Raw genomic sequence first — 16,178 nt, forward strand, 5'->3', positions numbered from 1 at the left:
TCCGACCCGGGTCACCGGATCATGTGTTTGTTTTACACCCCGGAAACGGCCTCGCCGAAGCCGCGCAGGTGGCCCCTCGCCGCCCGTTCGGGCCCGCCGCTCCTCGTATACAGGGCCAGCGCCTCACAGACCGCAGTCGCAGCACGAACAGCACTCGCAGCACGAACACGCCTCGCAGCACGAGCAGTCGCAGTTGCAGTCCCCCGCGTTGCAGCACCCCTCGCGCTTCTTCCGCGACCAGGGCCCCTCGTACTCGTCGGCGCAGCACACCTTGCACGTACAGCAGAGCCCGATCGCCACGGCACACCCGGCGAAGAACCCCCGCTTGCCCGGCTTGGGCGGCTGGAAGGACGGCCCGCCCCCGAACCCGCCGGGACCGCCAGGCCCACCCGGACCGCCAGGCCCACCGGCTCCGCCCGGGCCGCCCCCGCCATAGGGGTTGTTGGACCCGTACGCGCCCGACCCGGTCGGCGCGTAGGGACCGCCGGGCGCCCCGGTCGGCACCCAGCCGCCCTGCCCGTGCCCGTGCCCAGATCCCGGCCCCGGCCCACCCGAGTGCGCACACACCGCACCCCCGAACGCCCGGTCCACCGACCGCCCCACCTCGTGCGCGAGCAGCAGATGCGCCAGCTTGGCGTCCACGAAGTCGACCTCGCGGAGCGCGAGCCGGATCCCGTGCACCGCGTCGTCGGCGAGCCGGCGCGCCTCGGCGAGGCCGGTCCCGGTCGCGGTCAGCGGGTTCCACGCCCCGGCCGCGGCATCGGCCTCCCGGTCCTCCACGGCGTCCAGCAGATGCGCGAGCCGGCCGAACAGCCGCCCCGCCTCCGCCAGCGGCTCCGCGTTGTGCGGCCGCCCGGCGAGCACGGCCGTGTGCGCGAACGCGGCGGCGGTCGCGGTCTCGGTCGGCTCGGTCACGGTGAGCACGGAGGTGCCGGGCCCGGCGAGCGCCTCGATCCCGCCCTGCCGCTCCACCGCGTCGAGCAGGACCGCCGTGTCGAACCCGACGTCAGTTCCCGTGCGCGCACCGGCCCTTCCCCAGCCGGCGGCCACCTTGCGGGCGGCCAGGGCGATCGGCCGGCGCGCGTACAGCCCGTCCCGGTCGTCGACGTGGTCGCGCACCTTCGCGGCGGCGAGCACCAGCGAGACGGCGGCGGCGAGCCGCGCCCCCTCGCCCTGCGCGACGGACGCGGTCCGCATCCCGCGCAGCGGGCACGGCCCGGCCTGCCGCCGCCAGGCGCCCGCCCCGGAGGCGGCACCGGTCCGCTCGACCTGAGCCTCCGTCAGAACCGAGATGAGCAGACCGTCATAGTTCGTGACGACCCGGGCGAACTGCCCGTGGTCGCCGCGCAGCGCCAGACAGAGCCCGCAGAGGTGGGCCATCCACTGGGTCTTCAGACCCTCGCCGAGCCGATGACTGCAGGGCCGGACCATTCCGAACAAGGCGACTCCCCCGTGCGCCGGATGACGATGCGTCAACTGTTACGGACGGACGGGTTCACCCGTACGCACCGCGGGTCACCCGAACGCCGTGAAGAATCATATTTCACTCACTGTCAGCAGCCGTACCCCGTACAGCCCTTGGGAACGCCGGGGCAACACGGTGTTGACTGTGCACCAGTACCGTCACGAAAACCCCGCGCGGCGACTATCCACTTGGCGCCGGATCCGCATCATGGATGAACATTGGGGAGCAGGACATGCGGAACGCAGAGGAACCGCTGTGAGAGGAGGCGTCCATGGGATCGGTGCGCAAGGCGAGTGCCTGGCTTGGCCTCGTCGACGACAACGATGACGAGCGTTACTACGACGACGACTACGCCGAGGGGCCCGAGCCCGGTGACGCCTGGGTGACGGACCCGCGGGTGAAGGTGGCCGAGGACAAGGCCGAGGAGGAGGGCCGCCGGATCGGCACCGTCACCCCGGACAGCTTCCGGGACGCGCGCCGGATCGGGGAGATGTTCCGGGACGGCGTCCCGGTGATCATGAACCTCACGTCGATGGAGCCGGCCGACGCCAAGCGCGTCGTCGACTTCGCGGCGGGGCTCATCTTCGGTCTGCGCGGTTCGATCGACCGGGTCGCCAACCGGGTGTTCCTGCTGACGCCCGCGGACACCCAGATCGTGTCGGGCCGCGAGGCGAAGACGCACCCGGACGGCTTCTTCAACCAGAGCTGATCCGGAGCGGGGCACCCACCCGGGATCCACGTCGCAGCGCAACGGGTGGGTGGGAGGGTGGTCATCGCCCGGCCGCAGGCCGGGCGCACACCGCCCCCACGATCAGACGACGGACGACTCGGCCCGCGAGGCCGACGAAGTCGACGAGCTCGACGAGGAACGGCGCGGCGCAGCGATCTCCGGCTCCCCCGCCGGAGGCGCCTCGCACTCCATCCGCCGCGGCAGCCGCAGCGCCGCGAGCGCGCCGAGGAACAGCAGCCCGGCGCTGACCACCAACGTGACGTGCAGCCCGTGCACGAACGCCCCGCGGGCCGCGTCCCGCAGCGCATGTCCCGCCGCGCCCCCGAGCTGCGCGGCGACCTGGTACGCCTCCCCCAGCGAGTGCCCCGCGGCCTCGCTCGCCCTGCCGGGCACCCCGCTCACGTGCGAGAGGCCCGGCGCGTACGCCGCGTTCATCACGGAGCCGAGCAGCGCGATGCCCATGCCCGCGCCCAGCTGGTACGAGGTCTCGCCGATGGCGGCCGCGCCTCCGGCGTCGTCGGCGGGCGCCTCCGTGAGCATCGACTCGTAGGCCCCGAACAGCGTGGTCTGGAAGCCGAAGCCGAGCAGTATGAAGCCGGCGCTGAGCAGCAGCGGCTGGTCGTGCTCGCCCATCAGGCAGAGCAGCAGCACCGCGCAGGCGGTGAGCGCGAAGCCGTAGCTGACCATCCGGCGCGGGCCGAGGCGGCGCAGGTTCGCGGAGCCGAGGACGCCCGCGATCATCGCCGCGAAGGTCAGCGGCAGCATGCGCAGGCCGGTCTCCAGGGGAGTCAGTTCGAGGACCAGCTGGAGGTACTGCACGGCGATCAGTTCGAGCCCCACCAGCGCGAGCATCGCGATCACGATGCAGCCGACCGAGGTGGAGAAGGCGGCCCGCGAGAACAGCCGCATGTCGATGAGGGGGTGCTCGCGGCGCCGCTGCCGGCGCACGAACAGCGTCAGCACCGCGAGACCCGCGAGGAACGGCAGCACCGCGCCCGCGTCGAGCAGGTCGCGCTCGATGCCCAGTTCCTTGATGCCGTAGACGACGCCGAGCACGCCGAGCGCGGCGAGCAGCGCGCCGAACAGGTCCCAGGGTCCGTCCGCCCGGCCCTTGGACTCGGGCACGAGGACCCGGCACAGCGGGAGCATGACGGCCATCAGCGGGATGTTGATGAGGAAGACGGAGCCCCACCAGAAGTGCTCGACGAGGAAGCCGCCGAGGACGGGTCCGGTGGCGGCGCCGACCGCGGCGACCGCGGTCCACACGCCGATGGCGACGGCCCGCTCGTGCCGGTCGGGGAAGACGTCCCGCAGGATCGACAGCGTCGCGGGCATGATCATCGCGCCGCCGATGCCGAGCAGCGCGCGGGCCGCGATGAGCACCTGGGCGGTGTCGGAGACCACGGCGAGCGCGGAGGCCGCGCCGAACAGGGCGTAGCCGAGCAGCAGGATCCGGCGCCGGCCGACCCGGTCGCCGAGCGTGCCGAACAGGATCAGGAGCGAGGCGCAGACCAGCGGGTAGGCGTCGCCGATCCAGAGCAGTTCGACCGAGGTGGGCCTGAGGTCCTCGGTGACCGAGGGCAGTGCGACGTAGAGGATGGTCGAGTCGAGCGCGACCAGGAGCAGGCTCGTGCACAGGACGACGAGGACGACCCAGCGATTGGTGCGGGGTCCGATGGCGGCCAGCCGATGGCGCAGGCGTCCGGTGGCCGTGTTCGTCCCGGACATGTGCTACCTCCCAGTGGTCCTCGCGTTCGGCGGATCCGGGGCTGGGGACGGCCCGCGGTCTCCGGCCGGAAGGAGCGGTCCCCCGGCCCCGCTGCGAAAGGCGAGTGAGCCGTCAGAGTACGCGAGTTCAGGCCAGTGACACGTGGCGGAGCTCTCATGGAACGGGCCGATGGATGTGGCGTGCGCCACTCGCGTCACCGGGGGGACGCGCGGAAGCCGACCGGCGGTTGCCGATAATCGGGGCCGTGACGGACGTGGATCTACAAGACCGGCCCTCGCTGCGGCGAGCGGCACCGGCCCTGCTCGGATACGCGGGGGTGCGGGCGCTCGGCCTGCTCGCCCTCGTGCTGTGGAGCACGGCCGCGGGCAAGAGCCCGCACACCCTGCTGACCGCCCGCTGGGACTCGCTCTGGTACACCCGGGTCGCCGAGCAGGGCTACGGATGGTCGGTGACACTGCCCAACGGCGACGTGCACTCGAATCTCGCCTTCTTCCCGCTGCTGCCGTGGCTGGAACGGTTCGTCGCGGCGGTCTCCCCGCTGTCGTACGCCGACGCGGGGCTGCTCGTCTCGTGGCTCGCCTCCCTGGCCGCGGCGTGGGGGATCTTCGCGGTCGGTGACCTGCTGTACGGGCGCAGGGCGGGGATCTGTCTGGCGGTGCTGTGGGGTGCGCTGCCGGTGGGGATCGTGGCGTCGATGGCGTACAGCGAGGCACTGTTCACGGCGCTCGCGGCGTGGGGACTCTACGCGGTGGTGCGGCGGCGCTGGGTGAGCGCGGGACTGCTCGCCGCGCTGGCCGGCCTGACCCGGCCGGTGGGCGCCGCCGTGGTCGCCGCGGTGTGGGTGGCGGCGGCGCTGTGGATCGCCCGCGAGCGGCGGGCGCCGTGGCGGCTCGTCGCCGGGGTGCTGCTGGCCCCGCTGGGCGCGGCGGCGTACGTGCTGTGGGTCGGGCACCGGACGGGCGGCGGGCTCTTCGGCTATCTGGACGTCCAGGAGCAGTGGGGCAACGGGTTCGACGGGGGCCTCTCCTTCGCCCGCTTCGTCGCCGACAAGTTCACGTCGCTGCCGGGCGCCCTCGCCGGGATCGGGCTGATCGTCGGGGTGGCGCTGGTGCTCTGGCTGTACGTGGGCGGGGTGCGGCAGCGACAGCCGGTGCCCCTGCTCGTCTACACGGGCATCGTCGTCGTGCTTGCCCTGTGCGCTTCGGGGTACTTCGGATCGAAGCCGCGGCTGCTGCTGCCCGCGTTCCCGCTGCTGCTGCCGATCGCGGTGGCGCTGGCCAGGTGGCGTACCAGCAGGTCGGCATGGGTGCTCGGGGGGCTGGCGGCGATCTCCGCGGTGTACGGAGCGTTCTGGCTGAACGGCTCAGGGCCACCGTGACCGATCTTGAGCGGCCGTGATCGGTCCTGTCGGGCTCGATGAGCGGACGGAGAATTCCGTGCCAGCACGCGGTGAACACATTCATAAGCGCACCGGGACGAGCGGTCGGAATCGGTCGGCGAATTCGCGGAGAGTTCTGTTCCGGGTTACTGGAATCCTGGGAATACATGGCGCCCTGAGATCAATCCCACATCACATCGTCATCACAAAGCCACTGTTTCGTCCTGGTCCGCGGCGCGCCCGCTGTAGCGTCGATTGGGTGCGTACCGAACGAAACCTGACCCGGCGGGTCGAGCGGGTCTTCGCCCGGCTCGACCGCGAGCCCGAACGGCCGGCCAACCTGGACATGCCCAGGATGAGCCGGCACCGCGTCGTGCTCTTCGGGCTGACCCTGTCCTTCTACCTCGCCATCGTGGTCGCGGTCCTGGCCACGACGTGGCTGGTGGCCTTCGACTGGCAGGTCATGTTCTTCCGGCCCTATCAGCAGTGGCCCGAGATCCACGCGTTCCTCGACTACTGGGTGGTGCTCGGCCAGCGCGGACCCACCGCCGTCATGGTGATGGCGTGGCTGGGCTGGCGCTCGTGGCGGCAGCACACGCTGCGGCCGCTGCTGATGTTCGGCACCGCACTGCTGCTCCTGAACCTGACGGTGGGCGCCGCCAAGCTCGGCATGGGCCGGCTCGGCCCGCACTACGCCACCGTGATCGGTTCGAACGAGATGTGGCAGGGCGGCGACATATTCCCCTCGGGCCACACCGCGAACGCGGTGGTGACCTGGGGCATCCTCGCCTACCTGGCCTCCACGCCGCGGGCCCGCCGCTGGCTGTCCGCGGTCTCCGCGGTGATCTCCCTCAGCGTCGGCCTGACCACCGTCTACCTCGGTACGCACTGGCTGAGCGACGTGCTCCTCGGCTGGGCCGCGGGTCTGCTGATCCTGCTGGCGCTGCCCTGGTTCGAGCCGCTGGTCGCCCGGGTCGAGGCCGTGATCCTGGCGCTCCGCGACCGCCTGCGCACCGGCCGCGCCGGAGTGGCCGTGCCGGGCTCCCCGATGCCGGCGCCCGCGATGTCCACGCCGCACACCCCGGTCCCGGCCGGCGCCCCGCGCTCCGGGAACCGCCCCGCGGCCCTCCTGCCGACCGGCCCGCACACCCCGCGGGGCGAGCGCACCCCGGTCACCCCGGCGGGCAGCAGGCGCCCCGCCGGAGCCCGCGGCACGACGGCCCGGACGACCGCGGCGGACGCCCAGCGGGCCTAGCCCCGCCCCACGACAGCGGGCACGGTACGCACAACCAGCCCGCACGGCGAAGGCCCCCGGAGCCCCAAGGGTTCCGGGGGCCTTCGCCTTCGCTCAGCCCTTCCAGCAGCGCGTGACCGTTCCGTCGGTGACCTCGAAGTTCAGCCGGCCGGAGCGGTACTCCATGGTGATGACGGCCCCCGGCGGCAGCCGCCTGACGGTGGACCAGCCACGGCCGCGGGCCTGCCGCTCGGCGCTCTCGGCGTCGAGTCCCAGATAGGTGTCGGGGCTGTCCTGAGGGTCTGCGGGCGGGGTCGGAATGGGTGCCATGCGGCCACCGTAAGCCGTGTGTGCGGGTGACGCCAGGCCCCTCCGTACGGCCCCCCGATGGGCTCGTACGGTCACGCTTTCGTCACAAGATCACGACGGTTGTTTCTGTCGAACTCGCTCACACGATCGGGGGGTTCCTTACTTCTCCGGAACTTCTCCACGAGCTCCTTCACGGGCCGGTACGGCGAATTCCGGAAGGTCCGGGCAATGCCGGTCCGAGGGGTCGTGAGCATTTCCGGTGGGGCCGTGCGCAATTCCTGCCGAAGGTTGAATCCGGCCGAATCGACGGCGAGTTGGCAGAGTCCTGGAATTGTCTGTCCATGCCAGAAAGAGGGGTACGCCCTCTGTCGCGGCGGGTACGCGCGCGAGCATCATGGCCTGAGTTCGAAGCAGGCCCGGGCGCGTGAGCAGCGAGGGGGCAAGCGATGGGAACGACCGGGGTGCGGGCCGGTCCTGGTACCGCCGAACCGATGCGGGCGGGGCAGCCGGGCAAGGTGATCGTGGACTGGCTGACCACCACGGACCACAAGAAGATCGGCCACCTCTACCTCATCACGGCGTTCGGTTTCTTCCTGGTCGGCGGGGTCATGGCACTGCTGATGCGGGCCGAACTCGCCCGGCCCGGGCTGCAGATCCTCTCCAGCGAGGAGTACAACCAGCTGTTCACCATGCACGGCACGATCATGCTGCTGCTCTTCGCGACCCCGACGTTCGCCGGCTTCGCCAACGAGATCATGCCGCTGCAGATCGGCTCGCCCGACGTGGCGTTCCCGCGGCTGAACATGCTCTCGTACTGGCTGTTCCTCTTCGGCGGCCTGATCGTGCTCGGCTCGCTGGTGGTGCCGGGCGGGGCGGCCGACTTCGGCTGGTTCGCGTACGCGCCGCTGAACAGCCTGACCCGGTCCCCCGGCATCGGCGCCGACATGTGGATCATGGGTCTCGCGCTCTCCGGCTTCGGCACGATCCTCGGCTCGGTGAACTTCCTGACCACGATCATCGGGATGCGGGCGCCCGGCATGACGATGTTCCGGATGCCGATCTTCACGTGGAACACGCTGTTCACGTCGATCCTCGTGCTGCTCGCCTTCCCGGTGCTCGCGGCCGCGCTGCTCTGTCTGGAGGCGGACCGGCGGTTCGGGTCCGTGGTCTTCGAGGCCCAGTACGGCGGTGCGCTGCTGTGGCAGCACCTCTTCTGGTTCTTCGGCCATCCCGAGGTCTACATCATCGCGCTGCCCTTCTTCGGCATCATCAGCGAGATCATCCCGGTCTTCAGCCGCAAGCCGATCTGGGGCTACACGATGCTGGTCGGCGCGACGATGGCGATCACCGGACTGTCCGTGGTCGTGTGGGCGCACCACATGTTCGCGACGGGCGGGGTCCTGCTGCCCTTCTTCTCCTTCATGTCCTTCCTGATCGCCGTGCCGACCGGGGTGAAGTTCTTCAACTGGACCGGCACGATGCTCAAGGGCTCGCTCTCCTTCGAGACACCGATGCTGTGGTCGGTCGGCTTCCTCGTCACGTTCCTGTTCGGCGGCCTGACCGGCGTCATCCTCGCGTCGCCGCCGATGGACTTCCACGTCACGGACTCGTACTTCGTCGTGGCGCACTTCCACTACGTCGTCTTCGGCACGGTCGCCTTCGCGACGTTCGGCGGCTTCTACTTCTGGTGGCCGAAGCTGACGGGGAAGCTGCTCGACGAGCGCATCGGGAAGATCCACTTCTGGACCCTGTTCATCGGCTTCCACACCACGTTCCTGGTACAGCACTGGCTGGGCGCGGAGGGCATGCCGCGCCGGTACGCGGACTATCTGGCGGCGGACGGCTTCACGGCGCTGAACAGCCTGTCGACCATCGGCGCGTTCCTCGTCGGCATCTCGACCCTGCCGTTCCTCTACAACATCTGGAAGACGGCCAAGTACGGCGCGAAGGTCGAGGTGGACGACCCCTGGGGCTACGGCCGCTCGCTGGAGTGGGCGACGTCGTGCCCGCCGCCCCGGCACAACTTCACGACGCTGCCGAAGATCCGCTCGGAGTCCCCGGCGTTCGATCTGCACCATCCGGAGTTCGCGGCGTTCGAGGACCGTCCGGGGCAGACTCCGGCCGTAGGAGTGCGCGGCTCAGCCGATCCCGAACGGCCCTGACGGAGCCGAGGAGTTCGACCGGCTCCACCACCTCGAACTCGTACCCCATCATCGCCACGTGCACGACCATCACGTCGAGACTGACGGCCCCGGTGCGCAGCAGACACGTGCCCTCGCCCTCGGCCGTCAGGACCCCGGCGCTCGGCGACACGGTCTGCCGCGCCTCGGCCAGCGGGGCGAACAGCCGGATCACCGCCTCGGCGGCGTACGCGCGCGTGGAGACGCCCCGCGACACATAGGCGGCGAGGTCCTCGGCGGGCGGCGTACGGGGCGGGAAGCGCGGCCCGTGCGGCGGTTTCGGCGTGATGCGGTCGGCCCGGAAGGTGCGCCAGTCGTCGCGCTCCACGTCCCACGCCACCAGGTACCAGCGCCGCTCGCTGCACACGAGCCGCAGCGGTTCCACGGTCCGCCGGCTCGCCTCGCCCCCGTGGTCGCGGTACTCGAACCGCACCCGCTCCAGGTCCCGGCAGGCGGCGGCGAGTTCGCTCAGCACACCGGGGTCGACGGCCGGCTGACCGGCGCCGCGCAGCATGGGCACGGTGTAGGCGTTGAGCGCGCCGACCCGGCGCCGCAGCCGGTGCGGCAGCACCTGTTCCAGCTTGGCCAGGGCCCGCACCGACGTCTCGCCGATCCCGGCGATGCCCTGCCCCGCCGCGGTCCGCAGCCCGACCGCCACGGCGACGGCCTCGTCGTCGTCGAGCAGCAGCGGCGGCAGCTCGGCCCCCGCGCCCAGCTGGTATCCGCCGCCGGTCCCCGGACTGGCGTTGACGGGGTATCCGAGCTCCCTGAGCCGCTCCACGTCCCGTCGCACGGTCCGCGCGCTGACCCCGAGGCGGTCGGACAGCTCGGGGCCCGACCATTCGCGGTGGGCCTGGAGCAGGGAGAGCAGCCGCAGCAGGCGGGCAGAGGTCTCGAGCATGGTCCGAGTGTGCCAAAGGGGCGGCCGGCGGATCGGCGCCGGCTGCCGACGCGGCAGAAGCCCTTACGGCGCTGCGGGAGCCATGACGACCGAGAGGTCGTTGTCGACCGTGTAGTACGGCTCGGCCTGCAGATCGCGGCCACCGACAGCGACCCGCTCCGTCGGGTAGGCGAAGATCGCCTTCTTGTCGGCGATGTCGTCGAGCAGCCGGGCGACCCGCACCTGCGGCCCGTCCTCCCCCTCGGGACGCAGCCAGACGTCCCAGCGCCCCTCGGACAGCTCGTCGTAGCCGATCCGCAGCGTGAACTCGGCGCCGTCCGCGGTCAGTTCGCCCCGCAGGACCGGCCCCGTCGCGGCACGGGAACGTATCTCCGCACAGGCCTTCGGCGAGAACTCCACCCCGTAGACCCGCCCGCGCACGGTCAACTCCCCGTCGGCGATGAGCAGTTCACCGGCCTCCGCGTGCGGCGCCCGGAACCAGCTGCGCACCGTCAGATTGCCGTGCTTGGTGACGTACGGGATCCGTACGGCGACGTAGCCGCGCGACCCGGTGGGTGCCCGGTCGACCAGCGAGCGCAGATCGTTGACTCCCGGCATCAGCCGGACCGGGTCGTCCCCCGCGACCTGCGCGTACACGTCCCAGCGTCCCTCGGGAAGGCCGACGCTTATCGGCAGTGAGGCCCGCAGCCGCCCGTCGCCCGACGGGGTGAGCGGCAGCCGCACCTCCTCGCCGCTGCTCCGGTTCATCAGCACGAGGTGGGCCGGGTCCGGCGCCCCCTGGTCGGAGACGTCGAAGGTGAGGCCGCCGGCGGAGTCGGCGATGCAGTCTGCGCGAGGTGCCATGAGGACGGTCCTGTCGTCAGACCCGGACGGAAGGGCGGGCGTGGCCAGCGGCGTCATGCGGTGCGCCCCTTTCTCGGGGACTTGAACACGGTCCTTCCGGCGTCCCGGACGGCGAAGGCGCCGCCGAGCAGGGAGCCGCGCGCCCGGTGGAGCAGGCCGCCGGAGCCGCCGCGTGCGGTCAGCGAGCCGAAGAGCGTCTCGTAGCGCTCGGCGATCCGCGCCGGGTCGAAGCGCTCGGAGTCGACGAGGGCGCGCGCCGCCATCTGCTCGCGCAGCGGGTCGTTGTTGATGAGTTCGAGGAGGCCGCCGGAGATCGCCTCGACGTTGCCGACCTCGACGAGACGGCCGTCGACACCGTTGTCGATGATCTCGCCGGGGCCGTGCGGGCAGTCCGTGGAGACGACGGGCAGACCGCACCGCATCGCCTCGACGATCGTCATGCCGAACGATTCGAAGGTCGAGGTCACCGCGGCGACGGAACCTTTCGCCCACTCGGGTTCGATGGGGTTGGCGGGTCCCATGAGGAACACGTGGTTGTACAGCCCGAGTTGGTCGATCAGTCGGCGCAGCTTGTCCTTCTGCTTGCCGCCCCCGTAGATGCGCAACCGCCAGTCGGGCCGCTCGGCGCGGACCTTGTCGAAGGCCTTGATCAGCAGGTCGTACCGCTTGACCGGGGCGAGCCGGCCGGCGGCGACGACCCACTTCGCGGAGCCGTCGGCGGGCGAGATGCCGGGCGCGGGCACCGGGTTGGGCATGGCCTCGATCCGGACGCCGGGCAGCCGCATCCGGTCGCGGTAGGCGTGGGCGTCGGCCTCGGTGGTCGTGGTCAGGGCGTCGAGACGGGGGTACACGCTGCGCAGTTCCCGGCGCAGAGCGGTCGAGTGGGTGTCGAGCGTGAGGTGCTCCTGGCCGACCCGGAGCGGGCCGCGCCGGGTCTCCCGGGCCAGGTGCACGTTGAGCCCGGGGCGGGTGCCGACGACGACGTCCGCGTCGACGGAGGCGAGGTGCTCGGCGATCCGCCGGTCGGTGAGGGCGCTGTACTGCTCGTGGCGCCCCTCGTGCCGCGGGAAGACCGAGGCGGGCCGCCCGAACTCCGGGTCGTCGCCGTCGTACCCGGGCGAGTCCTTCCGGATGTCGACGAGATGGCGCACGCGCACCCGGGAGCTGGGCGTGAAGACCGGCTCGTCACGGTGGCGGAAGACCGAGACGACTTCCACGTCGTGCTGCTCGGCCAGGGTGTTGGCGAGGTTGTACGTGGTGCGGATCGTCCCTCCGATCCCGTACGCATTGTGAATCAGGAAAGAAATCTGCATGCGTCCCCGTATTCCACCATTCCTCGCGGACAGTCCCGACTGATCCGCCTACCGCATGGTTAGACAGAGATGCCCCGGCGAGGGTTGTTCTTCATCATCATCTTGTTCCAGAACAGTTGCCGGATTGGTAGAAGAACGAGGGAACCGTTTGGCCAGTTTGTCCATCAGGGTTACGTCATGGCTGGTAGGAGAGTTGGGGGACGTCAAAGCACGTCCTGTCCATGTCACCGCTGCGGGTGACCCACCCCTTGCCGTCCGTCCATTTCGCGACCGACAGGCACGTCCTGCGGTGCGTGGGCGGCGCGGCGAGCCGCCGGAACGTGACCGGAACCAGCAGTCCGTCCGCCGTGTACGGGGTGCCGCGGTTCATGAAGCGGTCCACGCACGCCCGGGTGACGTCCGTGGCGCAGGAGCGGGCGGCGTCCGTGAACCACAGGGCGGCCGCCCACCCCTCCAGCTGCCACTGCGCGTGCGTACCGAGACCCGCGGTCGCGTCGCGGAAGGCACGGACGGCCGGGTGCCCGGTGTCCTGGTAGTTGCGACTGGCGCCGGTGGCCCACAGGGCGGCCCGGCAGTGCGGCGCGTCCTTGTAGTCGGCGGCGACGGTGGACGTCCAGTTCTGCACGTTCGTGACCTTGGCGGTGACGCGGGCGCCGACCTGGTCCATGGCCTTGCACAACTGGGCGTTGCCGTGCGCGTCGATCGCGTCCAGGACGAGGTCCACGCCCCGGTCCTTCATGTCCGCGGCGACGGCACGGAAATTGGGCAGCGCGAAGTCGACCTGCTCACTGATCACCCGGTATCCCTCGGCCTTCAGGCCGCGGGTCACGAGCCGGGCGTACCCGGCCGACGCGGCCTGGTTGTAGGAGACGACGGCGGCGGTGCGGGCGCCCTGCTCGCGCTTGAAGTAGCGGTAGACCTCGGTGCCGCCGTACAGCTTCCCGTCCCAGCCGGGCGTGCCCCTGCGTGGCGCGAGGCTGCCGTAGATCCCGTAGAGGTGCGGGTAGGTGTCGTACGCGGCGCCGATCGGCTGGCCCCCGATGTCGGGCACGCCCGCGCGGGAGACCCGGGCGGCGCCCGCGTAGTCCAGGGACGTGGTGGCCACCAGGGCGACGACCCGCTGTTCGTCGACGAGCTTGTGCACGCACTCGTTGTTGCCGACGCCGCTGCCGCCGTCGTCGCAGGTGAGCACCTCGACCCGGCGCCCTTGGATGCCGCCCTTCTGGTTCAGGTTCCGGAAGTACGCCTGTGCGCCGTCCCGGGTGTCGGTGAAGGTGGCGCCGCCGACCGGGCTGGTCGCGCTGGTGATGATCCCGACGCGGACCGGTTCCCGGGCGGCCGCCGGCGTGCGCGACGCTCCGCGGTCGTCGAAGGCGCTCTCCGGCAGCCGTGAGCCGCAGGCCGTGACGGCCAGCAGCGCGAGCCCCGCCGCCAGTGCCTCAGCAGCCCGGGCCCGGCGACGCATTGCCGCTCAACTGCACCAGCGCGCACAGGGTCTTGACGGACACCTTCCAGACGCCGTCCTGCTCCACCGAGGTGCCCTTGGCCCCGGGCAGCACCGTGGCGCCCTTGAGGGCCAGCGAGTACGTCACGTCCGCGCCGGTCGGCGAGGTGAACGTGACCGTGTCGACCTCCGCCTGGACCTGGCCGCCGCGCTTGTCCCCGTTGAAGCTCTTGAGGACGGGCCGCATCTCGGCGCCGTTCTCCAGGACGGCCTCCTTGTCCTTCGCCGGGACGGCCGGGTCGAAGAACTTCTTCCAGTTCGCCTTGATCTCCTTCTCGGCCGCCGCCCGGTCCGGGGGCGCGGTCGGGCTCGGCGGCTCGGCGGAGGGTTCCCGCGAGGTGGGGGTGGGCGGGGCGCTCTCGTCGCCACCGCTGTCGTCGCTGCACGCCGCCGTGGCGGGTCCGATCACCAGGGCCGTGGCGAGCGCGAACGCCGCGCCCCGTCCACGGCCCGTCCTGATCCTGCTCCCGAGAACCATCTGGTCACCACCGGGTGTCGGTCCGGGCTGCCTGGCGCCCGGAGCTTTCAGGGTCGGCTTCCAGAAGGCATAGTGCAATCGATCGGCGAACAAGACCAGACGCCGCCGGCAACAGGCAGACACACGACGCGACGACGTGGGGAGCCACCGATGCGCACTGCCCGGCTTCGAACCGTGCATCCCGTCCTGTGGGCGGGCCTCGCCGCTCTCGCCGCCGGCGCGGTGCTGTGCGTGGTCGGCTGGTACGGGATGTCGGGCGAGCGCTTCGCCGAGCGCCAACTCCCCTACCTGGCCTCCTGCACGGTGCCGGGCTCGGCGCTGATCATCACCGGTGCGGTCCTCCTCACGTACGGCAGGAGCACGCTCGCGACGTCCCGCGTGGAGCAGCTGTACGAGCTGCTCGTGGCGGTCGACCCGCCGCCCGACGGCACCCTTCCGCTCGCCCCGCTCAGCCCGCTCGCCTCCGGCGGAACGCTGCTGATGGTGCCGGGCGGCACGCTGTGGCACCGCTCCGACTGCCCGCTCGTCGAGGGCAAGCCCGAGGCCGTGCCCGCCGACGCGCGCGCCGTCGCCGACGGCGACCTCGGCCCCTGCCCCATCTGCGATCCGCCCGCCGGGAGTTGAGGCGTGTCCTCACTCACGTACGACCTCACGCTGGCCGGCCTCTCCGTGGGCGCGGCTGCCGCGCTCACCGGGACCGGCCTGATCGTCACCTACCGCGCGACGGGCGTCCTGAACTTCGCGCACGGGGCGATCGCGATGTTCTGCGCCTGTCTGCTGCGGCAGGCGGTGGTGGTCTGGGGGTGGCCGCTGTGGGCGGGCGCGGCGCTGGTCCTCGTGATCGTGGCACCGGCGCTCGGACTCGCCCTGGAACGCGGGGTGTTCAGACCTCTGACCAGGTCCGGCGGCGATCCCGCGATGACGCTGGTGGCGTCCGTCGGCGTCTTCGTCCTCCTGGTCGGGGCGGCGGCCCTGCTGTGGGGCACGGGTGCCAGGGACGACGCGCCGACGCTGATCGCGGCCGACCCGTGGGGGCAGCTCGCGGTGGCCTGCGCGGTCGCGGCCGCGGTGGCGGCGGTGACGCGCTGGACCCGGTTCGGCACCGAGCTGCGGGCGGTCGTCGACAACCGCCGGCTCGCCGTGCTCGGCGGGATCGACGCGGACCGGGTCGCCGCGGCGGGCTGGGCGTTCGGTGCGTTCACGGCGGGCCTGACGGGGGTGCTCCTCGCCCCGTACGTGCGGCTGGACCCGTACGGTCTCCCGCTGCTGGTGATGGAGGTCGTGGCGGTCGCGGTGGCCGCGCGCATGCGGTACCTGTCGGTGGCGGTCGTGGTGGCGCTCGGGATCGGGGTGGCGCAGGCCCAGTTGACGCGGCTGCATCCGGGCGGCCCCGGCGAGCCGCTGCTGCAGGCGGTCGGGGCGAACCTGTTCGTGGTGGCGCTGCTGGTCGCGGCGCTGGCCCTGCCGGGCGTCGACGCGCAGGGCGCGCTGCCGCGGGCGGCGACGCGGCGGGCGTTCCCGGCGCCGCCGGGCGCCTGGCCGGTGGCGGCCCTCCTGTTCCTGCTCCCGCTGGGCTTCGCCGGGTCGGACCTGCACACGTCGGTCCAGGTGCCCGCGCTCGCCCTGATCCTCCTCTCGCTGGTCGTGGTGACCGGCCGGGCCGGTCAACTGACGCTCGGGCAGGGCGCGTTCGCCGGGCTCGGCGCGCTCTTCACCGCTTTGCTCGAACTGGGCCGCTTCCCCGGACTGCCCCGGCTCCCCGCCCTGGCCGCGCTGCTGCTGTCGGTCGTCCTGGTGGCGCCGCTCGGTCTGATCACGGCGGTGCCGGCCATCGGGCGGCAGGGCCTCGCCCTGGCGCTCGCCACGTTCGCGGTCGGGGTGGGCGTGAGCCGGTTCGTGTTCGCGCAGCCGTACGCGGCGTCGGGACTCGCACCGGCGCGGCCCGCCGGGTTCGCCGGGGACCGGGCGTACTACGTGCTCGAACTCGTCCTGCTGGCCGCTGCCTTGGCCGTGGTGTGGGCGCTGCGCCGGGGCCGGGCCGGGCGGGCGCTCGCCGCGGTGCGCGACCACGAGGCGGGGGCGGCGGCGGCCGGGGTGCCGGTGGCCGCGTGGAA

12 protein-coding genes and 2 pseudogenes are annotated in these 16,178 nt (G+C 72.0%); 6 read left to right on the forward strand and 8 right to left on the reverse strand.

The annotated features are described in order from the left end of the window. Window positions 1–123 precede the first annotated feature (123 nt). Window positions 124–1,440 carry a DUF5685 family protein gene (locus RBJ77_RS09895; protein ID WP_372344613.1) on the reverse strand — a complete coding sequence of 439 codons (1,317 nt, stop codon included), beginning with the start codon at window positions 1,438–1,440 and terminating at the stop codon, window positions 124–126. 296 nt (window positions 1,441–1,736) lie between these two features. On the opposite strand from RBJ77_RS09895, the gene RBJ77_RS09900 reads away from it, so the two are divergent. Continuing rightward, window positions 1,737–2,174 carry a cell division protein SepF gene (locus RBJ77_RS09900; RefSeq protein ID WP_255971359.1) on the forward strand — a complete coding sequence of 146 codons (438 nt, stop codon included), beginning with the start codon at window positions 1,737–1,739 and terminating at the stop codon, window positions 2,172–2,174. Between the two features lie 102 nt (window positions 2,175–2,276). Here the strand turns inward: RBJ77_RS09900 and RBJ77_RS09905 are convergent, their stop codons facing one another. Then, window positions 2,277–3,923 carry an MFS transporter gene (locus tag RBJ77_RS09905; protein WP_372344614.1) on the reverse strand — a complete coding sequence of 549 codons (1,647 nt, stop codon included), beginning with the start codon at window positions 3,921–3,923 and terminating at the stop codon, window positions 2,277–2,279. Window positions 3,924–4,168: 245 nt separating this feature from the next. Between RBJ77_RS09905 and RBJ77_RS09910 the strand changes: the two genes are divergently transcribed. Further along, window positions 4,169–5,302, forward strand: a complete 1,134-nt coding sequence (locus tag RBJ77_RS09910) for a hypothetical protein (RefSeq protein WP_372344615.1) — start codon at window positions 4,169–4,171, stop codon at window positions 5,300–5,302. A gap of 259 nt (window positions 5,303–5,561) precedes the next feature. Continuing rightward, entirely contained in the window at window positions 5,562–6,557 is a 996-nt protein-coding gene (locus RBJ77_RS09915) for a phosphatase PAP2 family protein (RefSeq protein WP_372344616.1), read from the forward strand. A gap of 93 nt (window positions 6,558–6,650) precedes the next feature. Here RBJ77_RS09915 and RBJ77_RS09920 read toward each other — a convergent pair whose 3' ends face one another. Continuing rightward, window positions 6,651–6,866 carry an I78 family peptidase inhibitor gene (locus tag RBJ77_RS09920; protein WP_372344617.1) on the reverse strand — a complete coding sequence of 72 codons (216 nt, stop codon included), beginning with the start codon at window positions 6,864–6,866 and terminating at the stop codon, window positions 6,651–6,653. A 425-nt stretch (window positions 6,867–7,291) separates the two neighbouring features. Between RBJ77_RS09920 and ctaD the strand changes: the two are divergent. Then, a pseudogene (gene ctaD, locus RBJ77_RS09925) lies at window positions 7,292–8,959 on the forward strand (cytochrome c oxidase subunit I); the annotation flags it as partial. On the opposite strand, the gene RBJ77_RS09930 reads toward ctaD, so the two are convergent. The 5 genes from RBJ77_RS09930 to RBJ77_RS09950 all read right to left on the reverse strand — a co-directional run bounded on the left by RBJ77_RS09930 (window position 8,871) and on the right by RBJ77_RS09950 (window position 14,064). Next, a complete protein-coding gene (locus RBJ77_RS09930; protein ID WP_372344618.1) occupies window positions 8,871–9,926 on the reverse strand; it encodes a helix-turn-helix transcriptional regulator in 1,056 nt (351 codons plus the stop codon). The pseudogene ctaD and the gene RBJ77_RS09930 sit on opposite strands and share 89 nt — an antisense overlap. A 63-nt stretch (window positions 9,927–9,989) precedes the next feature. Continuing rightward, window positions 9,990–10,769: a hypothetical protein gene (locus RBJ77_RS09935; protein ID WP_372344619.1), complete on the reverse strand. Its 780-nt coding sequence runs from the start codon at window positions 10,767–10,769 to the stop codon at window positions 9,990–9,992. 53 nt (window positions 10,770–10,822) lie between these two features. Continuing rightward, a complete protein-coding gene (locus tag RBJ77_RS09940) occupies window positions 10,823–12,082 on the reverse strand; it encodes a glycosyltransferase family 4 protein (protein ID WP_372344620.1) in 1,260 nt (419 codons plus the stop codon). Between the two features lie 175 nt (window positions 12,083–12,257). Next, a complete protein-coding gene (locus tag RBJ77_RS09945; protein WP_372344621.1) occupies window positions 12,258–13,547 on the reverse strand; it encodes an ABC transporter substrate-binding protein in 1,290 nt (429 codons plus the stop codon). After that, complete coding sequence (locus RBJ77_RS09950; RefSeq protein ID WP_372344622.1) at window positions 13,522–14,064, reverse strand: hypothetical protein; 543 nt, start codon at window positions 14,062–14,064, stop codon at window positions 13,522–13,524. The genes RBJ77_RS09945 and RBJ77_RS09950 overlap by 26 nt, the downstream gene beginning before the upstream one ends. A gap of 150 nt (window positions 14,065–14,214) precedes the next feature. Here RBJ77_RS09950 and RBJ77_RS09955 point away from each other — a divergent pair, with 150 nt between their 5' ends. Then, the gene (locus tag RBJ77_RS09955; protein ID WP_372344623.1) at window positions 14,215–14,688 is read left to right on the forward strand and encodes a hypothetical protein; all 474 of its coding nucleotides are present in this window, start codon (window positions 14,215–14,217) and stop codon (window positions 14,686–14,688) included. 3 nt (window positions 14,689–14,691) lie between these two features. Continuing rightward, window positions 14,692–16,178, forward strand: a pseudogene (locus RBJ77_RS09960) (ABC transporter); the annotation flags it as partial.

This window comes from Streptomyces sp. KL116D, assembly GCF_030766975.1.
Lineage (GTDB): Bacteria > Actinomycetota > Actinomycetes > Streptomycetales > Streptomycetaceae > Streptomyces > Streptomyces longispororuber_A.

Bases quoted from the DNA above. Each gene is read 5' to 3' on its own strand.
- RBJ77_RS09940 (WP_372344620.1), bottom strand. From the start codon at position 12,082: ATGCAGATTTCTTTCCTGATTCACAATGCGTACGGGATCGGAGGGACG.
- RBJ77_RS09930 (WP_372344618.1), bottom strand. From the start codon at position 9,926: ATGCTCGAGACCTCTGCCCGCCTGCTGCGGCTGCTCTCCCTGCTCCAG.
- RBJ77_RS09950 (WP_372344622.1), bottom strand. From the start codon at position 14,064: ATGGTTCTCGGGAGCAGGATCAGGACGGGCCGTGGACGGGGCGCGGCG.
- RBJ77_RS09900 (WP_255971359.1), top strand. From the start codon at position 1,737: ATGGGATCGGTGCGCAAGGCGAGTGCCTGGCTTGGCCTCGTCGACGAC.
- RBJ77_RS09935 (WP_372344619.1), bottom strand. From the start codon at position 10,769: ATGGCACCTCGCGCAGACTGCATCGCCGACTCCGCCGGCGGCCTCACC.
- RBJ77_RS09905 (WP_372344614.1), bottom strand. From the start codon at position 3,923: ATGTCCGGGACGAACACGGCCACCGGACGCCTGCGCCATCGGCTGGCC.
- RBJ77_RS09955 (WP_372344623.1), top strand. From the start codon at position 14,215: ATGCGCACTGCCCGGCTTCGAACCGTGCATCCCGTCCTGTGGGCGGGC.
- RBJ77_RS09945 (WP_372344621.1), bottom strand. From the start codon at position 13,547: ATGCGTCGCCGGGCCCGGGCTGCTGAGGCACTGGCGGCGGGGCTCGCG.
- RBJ77_RS09920 (WP_372344617.1), bottom strand. From the start codon at position 6,866: ATGGCACCCATTCCGACCCCGCCCGCAGACCCTCAGGACAGCCCCGAC.